Source organism: Stenotrophomonas sp. WED208, from assembly GCF_040984485.1.
GTDB lineage: Bacteria > Pseudomonadota > Gammaproteobacteria > Xanthomonadales > Xanthomonadaceae > Stenotrophomonas > Stenotrophomonas riyadhensis.
Genome location: NZ_JAZARB010000002.1, coordinates 301162 through 315564, shown reverse-complemented (window position 1 = coordinate 315564; position 14403 = coordinate 301162). Strand labels below are relative to the sequence as shown.

The window sequence follows — 14403 nt, the reverse complement described above, 5'->3', positions numbered from 1 at the left end:
AATGGCGTTTGAAATGGCGCCAGATCTATCCACAGCTTTCCCCACCCCCTGGGGGTCGGTAATACAGAGGGTTTCGATGCCTGAAACTCTTTTATTTACAAAGACTTAGCGTTGTTTTCCAGCGATTCTGTCTCTACCAGCACCACCAAGCTTTTGATTTATTCCACATTTTTTAAAGCATAGGGGCACGGAACCACATGCGTTTCACACTGCAGCGCGAAGCCTTTCTCAAGCCGTTGGCACAGGTCGTCAACGTGGTCGAACGCCGCCAGACCCTTCCGGTTCTGGCCAATTTCCTGGTCCAGGTGCAGAACGGCCAGCTGTCGCTGACCGGTACCGACCTGGAAGTGGAGATGGTGTCGCGGATCGCGGTTGAAGATGCCCAGGACGGCGAAACCACCATCCCCGCCCGCAAGCTGTTCGAGATCATCCGTGCTCTGCCCGACGGCAGCCGGATCACCGTCTCGCAGACCGGTGACAAGATCACCGTGCAGGCCGGCCGCAGCCGCTTCACCCTGGCCACCCTGCCCTCGAACGACTTCCCGTCGGTTGACGAAGTGGAAGCCACCGAGCGCGTGGCCATCGGCGAAGCGACCCTGAAGGAACTGATCGAGCGCACCGCGTTCGCGATGGCCCAGCAGGACGTGCGCTACTACCTCAACGGCCTGCTGTTCGATCTGCGCGGCGATGCCCTGCGTACCGTCGCCACCGACGGCCACCGCCTGGCGCTGTGTGAAACCGACCTGGCCAAGCCCAGTGGTTCCAAGCGCCAGATCATCGTGCCGCGCAAGGGCGTGACCGAACTGCAGCGGCTGCTGGAGAGCGGCGATCGCGAGATCGAGCTGGAAGTCGGCCGCAGCCACGTCCGCGTCAAGCGCGACGATGTAACCTTCACCTCGAAGCTGATCGACGGCCGTTTCCCGGACTATGAAGCGGTGATCCCGATCGGTGCCGACCGCGAAGTGAAGGTTGATCGCGAAGCACTGCGTGCCTCGCTGCAGCGCGCCGCGATCCTGTCCAACGAGAAGTATCGCGGCATCCGCGTGGAAGTCTCGCCGGGCAACCTGAAGATCAGCGCGCACAACCCGGAACAGGAAGAAGCCCAGGAAGAGATCGAAGCCGACACCACGGTCAGCGATCTGGCCATCGGCTTCAACGTGAACTACCTGCTGGACGCCCTTTCCGCCCTGCGCGACGAGGAAGTCATCATCCAGCTGCGCGACTCCAACTCGTCGGCGCTGGTGCGTGAATCCAGCAGCGAGAAGTCGCGCCACGTGGTGATGCCGCTGCGGCTCTGACCGCTGCGCTGTTCCACGTGGAACCGAACGACGCCCGGGATCTTCCCGGGCGTTTTTTTTGCTGGTTCCACGTGGAGCATCGAACGCGAACCCGTGAAATGGATCCTGCCCGAGTGGATGTCCTCGGTCACGGGATGCTTGATGTCTCCGAACGATCCTTCTGAAACCTTTGAACTGAAACAGCTGGGCAACAGGCCATGGTCAGAGGATCAAACCGCATTGTTCTGCCGCGCTTGCCGGATTCCAGGATCAAGCTTCGGTGCCCCGCTTGCCCATCAGCGAGCAGGTGGAATGGACGTCCTGCATCTTCGTTGCCGCTTCTGGAAACGCCACTGTCCACAGCTCTGGTTCGGGTCAGATCGGGCCGAGCCTAGCTTCTAAATCTGGGTATAAATCTAAAGCATGGTGGTGATGGTAGGGCCAGATCTCGTGGAAAAATGCCTTATCTCCATGATTTAAAAGGTATTTATACACCTGAAACCCCCTGTATAGAGGCCCCTCAGGCTGGGGGGGAACCTGTGGATAGTTTCAGAGCCTGGTCAAAATGGCTTTTTTATCCACAGATTGCCCATACCTTGTGTATAAGTCATACATGGCCGCTGTGGACAGCGTGAAACGGACGGCGTGAATTCCTTGAAATCTGTGGAACCGTCCAGGAGACGGCATCGCAGATTTCAAGGAATCTGCGGGCCATTTACGGCGACTGCGGAAACGTGGTGCGCACGGGGGCCGGACACAGGGCCTGGAATCGTTGAATTCTGAGGGGCCATACCCTGCCTCCCGCTGCAGATTTGAAGGATTTCCAGGGGCTTCAGACCGGTGATCGTGCCCTTCGTTGAAGCGCCACCACGTGGAACACGCGATCCGGATCTCCGCTTCGTTCCCCCCTCCGGCATGGCAGCCGCCCAGGGCCCGTCCGGCTTGACCGATGCAGTAAGCTGATGGATTCCCCGCCCCCTCTACCGCCCCGTGCGGATGGTCCTTCGCGCCCCATGCTTATCCGCCGCCTCGCCCTGCACCAACTGCGTCGCTTCAGTGCGGTGGACCTGTCGCCCCAGCCAGGATTGAACCTGCTGACCGGTGACAACGGTGCCGGCAAGACCAGTGTGCTGGAAGCCCTCCACCTGATGGCGTATGGGCGCAGCTTCCGTGGTCGGGTCCGCGATGGATTGGTGCGCCAGGGCCAGGAAGCGCTGGAGATCTTCGTGGAATGGGACGAACAGCGTGCCCATCACCCGCCCCACCGCCGCAAGGCTGGCCTGCGCCACAGTGGCCAGGACTGGAAGGGACGATTGGACGGCGAAGATGTCGCGCAGCTGGGCAATCTCTGCGCAGCGCTGGCGGTAGTGACCTTCGAGCCCGGTAGCCATGCGTTGGTCAGCGGTGGTGGTGAGCCCCGCCGCCGCTTCCTCGATTGGGGCTTGTTCCACGTGGAACCGGATTTTCTGTCCCTGTGGCGCCGCTACTCCCGGGCGCTGAAGCAGCGCAACGCCCTGCTCAAGCAAGGCGGGCCGTCGCGGATGCTCGATACCTGGGATCATGAGTTGGCCGAGGCCGGAGAACCGCTGACCAGCCGTCGGCAGCACTACCTGGAACGCCTGCAGCAGCGCACCGTGGGCCTGGCCGCGAGCCTGGCTCCGCAACTCGGTATCCAGGGATTGGAGCTGAGCCCCGGTTGGCGGCGGCATGAGCTTCCCCTGGCGGATGCCCTGCTTCTCGCCAGGGAACGTGACCGGCAGGCCGGGTATACCTCGGTCGGCCCCCACCGGGCGGACTGGAGTGTGGATTTCCACAGCATCCCGGGTCGTGATGCGTTGTCCCGCGGCCAGGCCAAGCTGACGGCATTGGCCTGCCTGCTGGCCCAGGCCGAGGACTATGCGGAACAACGCGGCGAATGGCCCGTGATCGCCTTGGATGATCTGGCCTCGGAGTTGGATCGCACCCACCAGGCGCGGGTTCTGGAGCGCCTGCTCAATGGACCGGCACAGATCTTCATCACCGCCACCGAAACGCCGGCGGCGCTGGAAGAACTGACCCACATCGCCCGGTTCCACGTGGAACATGCACAGATCGTGGCTGTGCCATAGTGGGCACACCAGGGCCGCTCGACCCCGGCTGGTATAATTCGGGTTGGAATCCTTTCATTCTCGGCGCATCGCCCCAAGCGGTGCCCGACCTGCGGAGCCTACGGCAAGCGCAATGAGCGACGAACAGAACACCCCGGCAAACAACGGCAATTACGACGCCAACAGCATTACCGCCCTGGAAGGCCTGGAGGCTGTCCGCAAGCGTCCCGGCATGTACATCGGCGACGTGCATGACGGCACCGGTCTGCACCACATGGTGTTCGAGGTCGTCGACAACTCGATCGACGAAGCGCTGGCCGGCCACGCCGACCACGTTGCAGTGACGATCCACGCCGACGGCTCGGTTTCGGTATCCGACAACGGCCGCGGTATCCCGACCGGCAAGCACGAGCAGATGAGTGCCAAGCTCGGTCGCGAAGTGTCCGCCGCCGAAGTGGTCATGACTGTCCTGCACGCAGGCGGCAAGTTCGACGACAACAGCTACAAGGTTTCCGGCGGCCTGCACGGCGTCGGCGTCAGCGTGGTCAACGCGCTGTCGCAGAAGCTGCTGGTGGACGTGTTCCAGAACGGCTCCCACTACCAGCAGGAATTCAGCAACGGCGCAGCCGTGACCGCACTGGCCAAGCTGGAAGCCACCACCAAGCGTGGCACCACCGTGCGCTTCTGGCCGTCGACCGTCGCCTTCCACGACAACGTGGAATTCCACTACGACATCCTGGCCCGCCGCCTGCGCGAACTGTCGTTCCTGAATTCCGGCGTCAAGATCGTCCTTGCCGACGAGCGTGGCGATGGCCGTCGCGATGATTTCCATTACGAAGGCGGCATCCGCAGCTTCGTGGAGCATCTGGCCCAGCTGAAGACCCCGCTGCACCCGAACGTCATCTCGGTCACCGGCGAGCACAACGGCATCGTCGTGGATGTGGCGCTGCAGTGGACCGACTCCTACCAGGAGACGATGTACTGCTTCACCAACAACATTCCGCAGAAGGACGGCGGTACCCACCTGGCCGGTTTCCGCGGTGCGCTGACTCGTGTGCTCAACAGCTACATCGAGCAGAACGGCATCGCCAAGCAGGCCAAGATCAACCTGACCGGCGACGACATGCGCGAAGGCATGATCGCGGTGCTGTCGGTGAAGGTGCCGGACCCGAGCTTCTCCAGCCAGACCAAGGAAAAGCTGGTCAGCTCCGACGTGCGTCCGGCGGTGGAAAACGCCTTCGGTGCGCGTCTGGAAGAGTTCCTGCAGGAGAACCCGAACGAAGCCAAGGCGATCGCCGGCAAGATCGTCGACGCCGCGCGTGCACGTGAAGCGGCGCGCAAGGCCCGCGACCTGACCCGCCGCAAGGGCGCGCTGGACATCGCCGGCCTGCCGGGCAAGCTGGCCGACTGCCAGGAAAAGGATCCGGCGCTGTCCGAACTGTTCATCGTCGAGGGTGACTCGGCAGGTGGCTCGGCCAAGCAGGGCCGCAACCGCAAGAACCAGGCGGTGCTGCCGCTGCGCGGCAAGATCCTCAACGTGGAACGCGCGCGTTTCGACCGCATGCTGTCTTCCGACCAGGTCGGTACGCTGATCACTGCGCTGGGCACGGGCATTGGCCGTGACGAGTACAACCCGGACAAGCTGCGTTACCACAAGATCATCATCATGACCGACGCCGACGTCGACGGCGCCCACATCCGCACCCTGCTGCTGACGTTCTTCTACCGTCAGATGCCGGAGCTGATCGAGCGCGGTTACGTCTACATCGGCCTGCCGCCGCTGTACAAGATCAAGCAGGGCAAGCAGGAGCTGTACCTGAAGGACGACCCGGCCCTGGACAGCTACCTGGCCAGCAGCGCCGTGGAAAACGCCGCACTGGTGCCCGCCACCGGCGAACCGGGCATCGAAGGCCTGGCGCTGGAGAAGCTGTTGCTGGCCTATGCTGCCGCCCTCGATTCCATCGAACGCAACGCGCACCGCTACGACCGCAACCTGCTCGAAGCGCTCGTTGATTTCGTGCCGATGGATCTGGACAGCCTGCGCAGCGCTGGCGAAGGCGAAGGCCTGGATGCACTGGCCAAGCGCCTCAACCAGGGCAGCCTGGGCAGCCCGCGCTTCAGCCTGGAGCTGCAGGAAGCCAATGACGAGCGCCCTGCAGCGGTGCTGGTGACCCGTCGCCACATGGGCGAACAGCACATCCAGGTGCTGCCGATGTCGGCCTTCGAAAGCGGTGAACTGCGCGCGATCCACCAGGCATCGAAGCTGCTGCACGGCCTGGTCCGCGAAGGCGCGACCATCTCGCGTGGCGCCAAGTCGATCGAAGTGGACAGCTTTGCCAAGGCGCAGAACTGGCTGCTCGAGGAGGCCAAGCGCGGCCGCCAGATCCAGCGATTCAAGGGTCTGGGTGAAATGAATCCGGAGCAGCTGTGGGACACCACTGTGAACCCGGAAACGCGCCGGCTGCTGCAGGTCCGCATCGAAGATGCCGTCGCCGCCGATCAGATCTTCAGCACCCTGATGGGCGATGTGGTCGAACCGCGCCGCGACTTCATCGAGGACAATGCACTGAAGGTCGCCAACCTGGATATCTGACACAATCTGGTGACGGCCGGTGCGCGGGGAGGCGCGCCGGCCTTCGACCCTTGAACGCAGGTACCTGATGTCCGCATCCGCCCCGGTTTCCGCCCCGCCCCCGATTCCACCGGCCTCGGTCGCGCCGCGTGCCGGCTCCCCGTTGGCGGGCTTCTTCATCGACCTGGGCATTGCCGCCATCACCCTGTTCGGCCTGAGCCTGGTCACCGGGCTTTTCTGGGGTTTCTACCGCGCGATCATGGTCAGCCGTGCCAATGCGGAGGCCAATGGCGGCGTGCTGTCGCCTGACGCGGTCGGCGCGGCGGTTGGCCAGCCGGGTGCCCTGGCGCAGATCCTGATGGCATTGATCGCTACCGGAGGCGCCGCACTGCTGTTGTACTTCTGGCGCCGTCCCGCCAATGCGGACGAACGCCTCGCCTCCCGCCAGGCACTGCGGCGTCCCTCGACCTGGGGCTGGACCCTGCTGGTGGCCACGCTGATCGTGCTCGGCAGCAACGGCATCGCCTTCCTGGCCAAGCAGTTCGGCATCGAGCCGGTACCGACCAACGTGGAACTGATGCAGAACGCGATCGCGCGTTTCCCGCTGTTCCTGGTGCTGTTCGCGGTGGTGCTCGCCCCGGCTTATGAAGAACTGCTGTTCCGCCGTGTGTTGTTCGGGCGCTTGTGGCAGGCAGGCCGCCCCTGGCTGGGCATCATCCTCAGCAGCCTGGCCTTCGCCCTGGTCCACGAAGTGCCCGGCCTGAGCAAGAATTCACTGCTGGGCATGGCCCAGCTGTGGCTGGTCTATGGCGGCATGGGCGCCGCGTTCTGCTGGCTCTACCAGCGCACCGGTACGCTGTGGGCGGCGATCACCGCGCATGCGCTGAACAACGCTGTCGCACTTGCAGCGATGGTGTTCCTGGGGTCAACGTAACGCCGTGTCCGCTTGACGAAAGATTAAGCCGTTACGCTACACACTGCGCACATGAACACGGGGGAGCTTCCATGAAACACCTGCTGCTGGCCCTTGTCATCACCACTCTGGTCAGCGCCTGCGCGACCACGACCTCCCCGACCGGCCGCCGGCAGATGGTGGGCGGCGTATCGCAGGCGCAGCTGGACCAGCTCGGCGCACAGGCGTTCGCCGAAACCAAGCAGAAGGAAAAGATCAGCACCGACGGGCGCCAGAACGGCTACGTGCAGTGCGTGGTCAACGCGCTGGTCGCACAGCTGCCGCCTCAGTACCGTGGCGTACGGTGGGAGACCGCGGTGTTCGTGGACAAGGAACCCAATGCCTTCGCGCTGCCCGGCGGCAAGGTCGGCGTGAACACCGGCATCTTCACCGTCGCGAAGAACCAGGACCAGCTGGCTGCCGTGATCGGCCATGAAATCGGCCACGTCATCGCCCGCCACCACGAAGAGCGCATCACCCGCCAGATGGGCGCGCAGACCGGGCTGGCCGTGCTCGGTGCACTCGCCGGCGCCGCCTACGGCGAGGGGGCGGCCAGCACCGTGAACCAGCTTGGCGGGATGGGCGCGCAGACCGCCTTCCTGCTGCCCGGCTCGCGTACCCAGGAGAGCGAGGCCGACGTGATCGGCCAGCGACTGATGGCCCAGGCCGGTTTCAACCCGGCACAGGCGGTCGATCTGTGGCAGAACATGATGGCCGCCAGTGGCGGTCGCAGCCCACAATGGCTGTCCACCCACCCCGACCCGGCCAACCGGATCCAGGAACTGCGACGCGATGCACCGGCCCTGACGCCGGTCTATCAGCAGGCGCAGGCGGCCGGGCTGCGGCCAAAGTGCGGATGAGTGCGCAGTTTCATGCTGTATTGCAGCACATAAAACGATTTCTCACGCCATCTGTTTCTGATACGTTTGGCGGCTCAGATTTTTCTGACAGTCCGACTTTGCCGCTAACCGGCGGTTCGATCGAGGTGAACGATGATTTTCCGTAACCACAAAGCTGTGCTTTCCGTCCTCGTCGCGACCGCCCTGACCGGCGCCGTGGTCACCGATGCCTTCGCGCAGTCCTCGCGCTCGTCCGAGCGTGGCAACCGCGGCGGCAAGCAGGCCAAGGCCGAGGTGCTGTACCCGAACGCGACCCGCCAGGAGCCGACGGTCAAGGCTTCGGCCAAGCTCGGCAGCAAGCTGCAGAAAATGATCGACAGCTACAACAAGGAAAAGTTCCCGGAGACCCGCACCCAGGCCGACGCGATCCTGGCCGACAGCGCCGCGAACGAGTACGACAAGTCGCTGGCTGCGCAGCTGGCCTCGCAGGCCGCGTACCAGACCGACGACACCGCTGCGGCGATCGCCTACCTGAAGCAGGTCCTGCAGTTCAACGGCCTGGACAACAACGGCCACTTCCAGTCGATGCTGATGCTGGGCCAGCTGGAGCTGCAGGAAGACAAGACCGCTGAAGGCCTGGCGACGCTCGACAAGTACTTCGCCGAGAGCAAGTCGACCAAGCCGGAAGAGCTGATCGCCAAGGGCCAGGCGCTGTACCAGCTGGAGCGCTACCAGGAAGCGATTCCGGTGCTGAAGCAGGCCATCGCCGGCTCGACCGAACCGAAGGACAACTGGAACCAGCTGCTGATGGCGGCCCTGTCCGAAGCCGGCCAGTCCGGTGAAGCGGTCAAGGAAGCCGAGGCCCTGGCCGCCAAGAACCCGAACGACAAGAAGGCCCAGCTGAACCTGGCCAGCATGTACATGCAGGCCGACCAGATGGACAAGGCGGCCGCGGTGATGGACAAGCTGCGCAGCAGCGGCCAGCTCACCGAAGAGCGCGAGTACAAGCAGCTGTACTCGATCTATGCCAACACCGAGCACAAGGAAAAGGACGTCATCGCGGTCATCAACGAAGGGTTGCAGAAGGGCATCCTGAAGCCGGATTACCAGGTTTACCTGGCGCTGGCCCAGTCCTACTACTACTCCGACCAGGTGCCGCAGGCGATCGATGCGTGGCAGAAGGCTGCCCCGCTGTCCAAGGACGGTGAGACCTACCTGAACCTGGCACGCGTCCTGCATGCCGAAGGTCGCATCCCGGAGGCCAAGCAGGCCGCCCAGCAGGCGCTGGCGAAGGGTGTGAAGAACCAGGCTGATGCCAAAAAAATCATCAACCTGAAGTAAGTAGGAATAACGCCTGAATGCCTGCTCAGTTGATGCGCAGGCGCTCAGGATTGGTATAAGCTTGGAGGTTCCTGCGGTGTCATGCACCGCTGATCAGGGATTCCGCCCCCGGCATCCCGGCCCCACTATTGAGCTCTTGGCGCATGACGGAACAACTAGTCGTTCACCGGTACGAACAACCCGATGACAAGGGGCTGAGCTGGCCTCGCATCGTCGGCATCGCGTTTGTAATTGCCCTGCATCTGGCCGCCTTCATGATGCTCCTCATTCCCGCCGTGGCTCCCAAGGCCGTTGCGGAGAAGGAGCGCAACGTCATGGTGACCATCGTCGATGCGCCGCCGCCGCCGCCCCCGCCGCCGCCGCCGCCGCCGCCGACCGATACTCCGCCGCCGCCGGTGAAGAATCTGTCGCCGCCGAAGCCGTCGCCGGTCCCGCCGCCGCCGCAGGCGCCGGTCGTGGATGTGCCGGAACCGCGTCCGAACGATATCGTCACCCCGCCGTCGCCGCCTGCGCCGCCGGCACCTGCGACCTCGATCGAGGCCAGCGTGGACATCTCGTCGAAGGCCATGAATCCGCCGCGCTACCCGCCGGCAGCCTTCCGCGCTGGTATCCAGGGCGAAGTGATCCTGATCATTGATGTCGATGCCAGCGGCAACGTCACCAATGTCACGGTGGAAAAGTCCAGCCGTAACCGCGACCTGGACCGTGCTGCGATGGAAGCAGCTCGCAAGTGGCGCTTCAACGCCGCTGAATCTGGCGGTAAGAAGGCGGCAGGTCGCGTTCGCGTCCCGGTCAACTTTGCGCTGAACTGATGCGTCCGGGTGGCCGCCTGGCCACCCCCGCTCCCGGTTCGATTGTTTAGCTTAGCTACACCCTTTATCACCACACACAACAAAGGTAAGCGTCATGCTGCAGGAAATTTTCATCGCCGCTGCTGCCGGGGGCAATCCGTCCAACGCCCTGTCGCAGATGGGCTTCGAGCACCTGATCCACGAAATGACCACCAAGCCGGGTGATTTCGCGGTTTCCTGGGTCGTGCTGCTGACCCTGATCGCCATGTCGGCCATGTCCTGGTACTGGACCGTCATCAACATCTTCCGTGCCACCCGCCTGAAGAGCGCCGCTGATCGCGTCGTCAGCCTGTTCTGGGACACCCCGAACGCGCAGGACGCCATCCGTGCGATGGAAGAACAGCCGGCTTCCGAGCCGTTCTCGAAGATCGCCCTGGACGCTGCCCAGGCTGCTGCCCACCACCAGCGCGCTGAAGGCGGTGCTTCCGGCGGCGTCGGTGAAAACCTGAGCCGTTCGGAGTTCGTCGACCGCGCCCTGCGTCAGGCCGTGACCCGCGAAAGCAACAAGCTGCAGTCGGGCATGACCCTGCTGGCCACCGTCGGCGCGACCGCTCCGTTCGTCGGTCTGCTGGGTACCGTGTGGGGCATCTACGGCGCGCTGATCAAGATCGGTGCCACCGGCTCCGCTTCGATCGACGCCGTTGCCGGCCCGGTGGGTGAAGCGCTGATCATGACCGCGATCGGTCTGTTCGTCGCGATCCCGGCCGTGTTCGCCTTCAACTTCTTCAGCAAGATCAACAGCGCGACCATCAGCAAGTTCGATACCTTCGCGCACGACCTGCACGACTTCTTCGCCACCGGCTCGCGCGTCCGCTAATTGCGGCGCGCGTCACCCTGCGACGAACGTAAGTAGTCACCAAGATCTAGACGGAGCCCGTTATGGCTTTCAGTAGTGGTAACAGCGGCGGCCCCATGGCCGACATCAACGTTACGCCCCTCGTGGACGTGATGCTGGTGCTGCTGATCATCTTCATCATCACGGCGCCCCTGATGTCCCACAAGGTCAAGGTGGATCTGCCGGAAGCCAACCTGATCCAGAAGCCGGAAGATGCTGAAAAGCGTTCCGGACCGATCACCCTGGCAGTCAAGGAAGACGGCTCGATCTACTGGAACGACGAAGAGATCAACAAGCAGACTCTCGAGTCGCGCTTGGCGACCGCCGCCCAGCAGACCCCGCAGCCGCCGCTGAACCTGCGTGGTGACCGCACCACCAAGATGCGCGTCATCAACGACCTGACCAAGGTCGCGCAGGAGCAGGGCATGCTGGACGTCGGCTTCGTCGCGACCAAAGAAAAGGGGCAATAAGCCATGGCATTCAGTAGTGGTGGTGGCAAGGGCCCCATGGCAGACATCAACGTCACGCCCCTCGTGGACGTGATGCTGGTTCTGCTGATCATCTTCATCGTGACCGCGCCGATCATGACGTACCCGATCGCCGTGGACCTGCCGCAGCGCGTGCTCAACCCACCGCCGCAGCTGGTCGAACCGCCGCCGCCGATCGAACTGAAGATCGACGCCAGCAACCAGGTCTCGTGGAACAACAGCCCGATCAATACCAGCGAGCTGCAGCAGCGGATGGAGCAGGAGGTCCAGCGTGACCCGACCAACCAGCCGGAACTGCGCATCGACGCCAGCCCGGATTCCGAGTACGACGTGATGGCCAAGGTTCTGGCCGCCGCGAAGAATGCTCAGATGAAGAAGATCGGTTTTGTGCAGCAGTAATCGCAACACCGCAATACAACAGTCATGACGCGACTGCAGACGCCCCTGGAAACAGGGGCGTCTTTTTTTGTGCCCGAGGGGTCCCATCGGGGTCAGATCCCCTTTTCTGCGGAAAAGGGATCTGACCCCAACAGGCAGCATCCGCCGCTATGATCGGCGGATGCTCGCCCTCTTCGACTCCCTGCGCCATTGGCTCGACGGCATCGCCCACCTCGGCACGATCCTGGCGGTGGCCTACCTGCTGTACCTGTTCGCGCTGGCGGGCTGGATCATGCTGCAGAAGCGCGAGCCGGTCGCCACGCTGAGTTGGATCCTGTCACTGGCGCTGCTGCCCTACCTGGGCCTCTTCATCTACTACCTGCTGGGCCCGCAGAAGGTGAAGCGGCAGCGCCTGCGCCGTGGCCGCGCGCGTTCGGGCATGGAGCATTACAGCGATGTCTGCCCGCCCGATGCCGACTGCACCGAGCTGGCGAAGATCGCCCAGGCCACGACAGGACTGGCACCGAGCAGTGCCACCGAAGTGACCTGGCTGGTGGACGGTGCGGCGACCTACGCCGCCTTGCTGGAAGCGGTCGCACAGGCGCGCGACCACGTGCATCTGGAGTACTACATCTTCAACCCGGACCACGCTGGCACTGCCCTGCGCGATGCCCTGGTCGAGCGCGCCCGCGCCGGTGTGCAGGTGCGCCTGCTGCTCGATGCCGTGGGATCGTCGGCCCTGCCCCGCCGCTTCCTGCAGCCCCTGCTGGAGGCCGGCGGGGAGGCGGTCTGGTTCCACCCGCGGCAGCTGCTGAAGCCGTTCAAGCGCCCCTGGTTGAACCTGCGCACCCACCGCAAGCTGGTGATCGTCGATGGCCGCCTGGCGTTCACCGGTGGCATCAACATCACCGACGACGAAGACGAGAGCCGCAAGTCGGACGCCTACCGCGATCTGCACATGCGTATCCGCGGCCATGTGGTGCGCAGCCTGCAACTGGTATTCGCCGAGGACTGGCTGTATGCCAGTGGCCAGGACCACTCCCGTTTCGACATCGCCCGCCTGTGGCCGGCCGACATGCCACTGCGCGCGGATGGACCGATCAGCGCCCAGGTGCTGGTGTCCGGCCCGGATTCGGGCTGGGAAACCATTCACCGCCTGCACGTGGCGGCGATCCAGGAAGCGCACGCGCGGGTGTGGCTGGTGACGCCCTATTTCGTGCCCGGCGAAGCGGCGCGGATGGCACTGACCTCGGCCGCACTGGGCGGACTGGACGTGCGCCTGCTGGTACCGAAGATGAGTGATTCCTGGTTCGTCACCCAGGCCGCACGCTCCTATTTCGACGAGCTGCTGCACGCCGGCGTGAAGATCTACGAGTACGGCCCGCGCATGCTGCATACCAAGGCGTTCATCGCCGATGACGATGTCTGCATTGTCGGCAGTGCCAACTTCGACCACCGCAGCTTCCGGCTCAACTTCGAGCTGTCGATGATGATCAGCGACCGTGACCGTGTCGCCGCGCTGGCCGAACTGCTGCAGGGCGAATTCGACCGCGCCACCCGCGTGCATGACCAGGCCGGCCGCTCGCTGTGGCTGCACCGCCTGCCGGAGGCCTTCGCGCGGCTGGCCTCGCCGCTGCTCTGACGCAGCGCTACACTGCGGCGATCATCCGGGGAGCCCGACTATGTACTGGTTGTACCTGCTGCTGGCGCTGGGCTGTTTCGCCTTCGCGCTGAAGACGCCCAGCGCCGGGCTGATGAGCCTGTGCCTGCTGGCCGCCCTCGCCTTCCTGCTGGCCTGGGTACGTGGCCGCTATGTGGCCCGCTTCGGCGACCTGCAGCGCGACCCCGCCACCCTGGTCGATGCCGAGGAACTGCGTCGCCTGCGCGAGCAGGCCCAGGCCCGGCGCAATGATGACGCCACCGACCACGATCCGTCCCCTCTTTCCAAGTAGTCCCGTTCCATGACCCAGCTCAGCGTCAACGTCAACAAGATCGCCGTCCTGCGCAATTCGCGCGGCGGCGCCGAACCGGACGTGGTGCGTGCCGCCCAGGCTTGCCTGGATGCCGGTGCGCATGGCATCACCGTGCACCCGCGACCGGACCGCCGCCACATCACCGCCGAGGACGTGCTGGCCCTGTCCACGCTGACCCGCGCCCGAGGCGTGGAGTTCAACATCGAAGGCAATCCGTTCGCGCCGCCGCGAGAGGGCTACCCCGGCCTGCTGCCGCTGTGCGCGCAGACCCGCCCGGCGCAAGCCACCCTGGTGCCTGACAGCGACGGCCAGATCACCTCCGACCACGGCTTCGACTTCGAGCGCGATGCCGAGCGCCTGCGCCCGCTGGTGGCCGACCTGAAGGCGATGGGTTGCCGGGTCAGCCTGTTCGTCGACGCGGGCAACCCGCTGCTGGAGCAGGCGGCCGAAGTGGGTGCGGACCGCATCGAGCTGTATACCGGGCCCTATGCGGAGGCGCATGCGGCTGGCGATGCCGATGCGATGCTGGCGTTGTTCGCCACTGCTGCTCGACGAGCGCAGGCTGTCGGCCTGGGCGTCAATGCTGGCCACGACCTGTCGCAGGACAACCTCCGCGAGTTCCTGGCCCACGTGCCAGAGGTACTGGAGGTGTCGATCGGCCACGCGCTGATCGGCGAAGCGCTGTACGACGGGCTGGATGCCACGGTGCGCGGGTACCTGGCGCTGCTTTGATGCATTGCAGCCGAGCCTAGGCTCGGCTCTACAAGGTCTCTGCATCAATTGTAGAGCCGAGCCCATGCTCGGCTCAGC

At 64.3% G+C, this 14403-nt stretch carries 13 protein-coding genes; all 13 read left to right on the top strand.

The window, feature by feature from the left end:
* The first annotated feature begins 197 nt into the window (after window positions 1–197).
* The 13 genes from dnaN (at window position 198) to VPH47_RS20935 (ending at window position 14325) form a co-directional block, all read left to right on the top strand.
* A complete protein-coding gene (dnaN, locus tag VPH47_RS20995; RefSeq protein WP_005411731.1) occupies window positions 198–1298 on the top strand; it encodes a DNA polymerase III subunit beta in 1101 nt (366 codons plus the stop codon).
* A gap of 992 nt (window positions 1299–2290) precedes the next feature.
* Window positions 2291–3385, top strand: a complete 1095-nt coding sequence (gene recF, locus VPH47_RS20990; protein WP_110710621.1) for a DNA replication/repair protein RecF — start codon at window positions 2291–2293, stop codon at window positions 3383–3385.
* A 112-nt stretch (window positions 3386–3497) separates the two neighbouring features.
* Window positions 3498–5957: a DNA topoisomerase (ATP-hydrolyzing) subunit B gene (gyrB, locus tag VPH47_RS20985; protein WP_368851735.1), complete on the top strand. Its 2460-nt coding sequence runs from the start codon at window positions 3498–3500 to the stop codon at window positions 5955–5957.
* A gap of 67 nt (window positions 5958–6024) precedes the next feature.
* Window positions 6025–6870, top strand: coding sequence for a CPBP family intramembrane glutamic endopeptidase (locus VPH47_RS20980; protein WP_197611641.1), 846 nt, complete (start codon window positions 6025–6027; stop codon window positions 6868–6870).
* A gap of 71 nt (window positions 6871–6941) precedes the next feature.
* Entirely contained in the window at window positions 6942–7748 is an 807-nt protein-coding gene (locus VPH47_RS20975; RefSeq protein WP_153856645.1) for a M48 family metallopeptidase, read from the top strand.
* Between the two features lie 132 nt (window positions 7749–7880).
* Window positions 7881–9068 carry a lipopolysaccharide assembly protein LapB gene (locus tag VPH47_RS20970; RefSeq protein WP_049447424.1) on the top strand — a complete coding sequence of 396 codons (1188 nt, stop codon included), beginning with the start codon at window positions 7881–7883 and terminating at the stop codon, window positions 9066–9068.
* A gap of 254 nt (window positions 9069–9322) precedes the next feature.
* Window positions 9323–9880, top strand: coding sequence for an energy transducer TonB (locus tag VPH47_RS20965; protein WP_176433112.1), 558 nt, complete (start codon window positions 9323–9325; stop codon window positions 9878–9880).
* 94 nt (window positions 9881–9974) lie between these two features.
* A complete protein-coding gene (gene exbB, locus VPH47_RS20960; protein ID WP_153856646.1) occupies window positions 9975–10736 on the top strand; it encodes a TonB-system energizer ExbB in 762 nt (253 codons plus the stop codon).
* 62 nt (window positions 10737–10798) lie between these two features.
* Window positions 10799–11224, top strand: coding sequence for a biopolymer transporter ExbD (locus tag VPH47_RS20955; RefSeq protein WP_005411739.1), 426 nt, complete (start codon window positions 10799–10801; stop codon window positions 11222–11224).
* 3 nt (window positions 11225–11227) lie between these two features.
* Window positions 11228–11641 carry a biopolymer transporter ExbD gene (locus tag VPH47_RS20950; RefSeq protein WP_005411740.1) on the top strand — a complete coding sequence of 138 codons (414 nt, stop codon included), beginning with the start codon at window positions 11228–11230 and terminating at the stop codon, window positions 11639–11641.
* Between the two features lie 160 nt (window positions 11642–11801).
* Window positions 11802–13262, top strand: coding sequence for a cardiolipin synthase (gene cls, locus VPH47_RS20945; RefSeq protein ID WP_368851734.1), 1461 nt, complete (start codon window positions 11802–11804; stop codon window positions 13260–13262).
* 40 nt (window positions 13263–13302) lie between these two features.
* Window positions 13303–13572, top strand: a complete 270-nt coding sequence (locus tag VPH47_RS20940) for a hypothetical protein (protein ID WP_153856648.1) — start codon at window positions 13303–13305, stop codon at window positions 13570–13572.
* Between the two features lie 9 nt (window positions 13573–13581).
* A complete protein-coding gene (locus VPH47_RS20935) occupies window positions 13582–14325 on the top strand; it encodes a pyridoxine 5'-phosphate synthase (protein ID WP_368851733.1) in 744 nt (247 codons plus the stop codon).
* The last annotated feature ends 78 nt before the right edge of the window (window positions 14326–14403 follow it).